This window comes from Allobosea sp. MMO-172, from assembly GCF_037147855.1.
In the GTDB taxonomy this organism is placed as follows: domain Bacteria; phylum Pseudomonadota; class Alphaproteobacteria; order Rhizobiales; family Beijerinckiaceae; genus Allobosea.
Window position 1 is genome coordinate 1 of the sequence record NZ_JBBCUM010000055.1, and the last position, 223, is coordinate 223.

Annotated in this window: 1 protein-coding gene; it reads left to right on the top strand. The window is 64.1% G+C overall.

Going from position 1 to position 223, the window contains the following annotated elements; all coding sequences use genetic code 11:
• Nucleotides 1–223, top strand: a 223-nt coding sequence (locus tag WFK61_RS26080; RefSeq protein WP_336814952.1) for an FtsK/SpoIIIE domain-containing protein, incomplete at both ends; no start/stop codon positions are given.

Sequence of the window (223 nt, forward strand, 5' to 3'; positions counted from 1 at the left end):
GTCGAAGCTCTCGGTGCGCAACATCGACGGCTTCAATGCCCGGGTCGGCGAGGCCAAGGCCGCCGGCGAGGTCATCACGCGGACCGTCCAGACCGGCTTCGACAAGCATTCGGGCGAGGCGATCTACGAGGAGGAGGTCATGGACCTCGAGCCTCTGCCCTATATCGTCGTCATCGTCGACGAGATGGCCGACCTGATGATGGTCGCCGGCAAGGAGATCGAG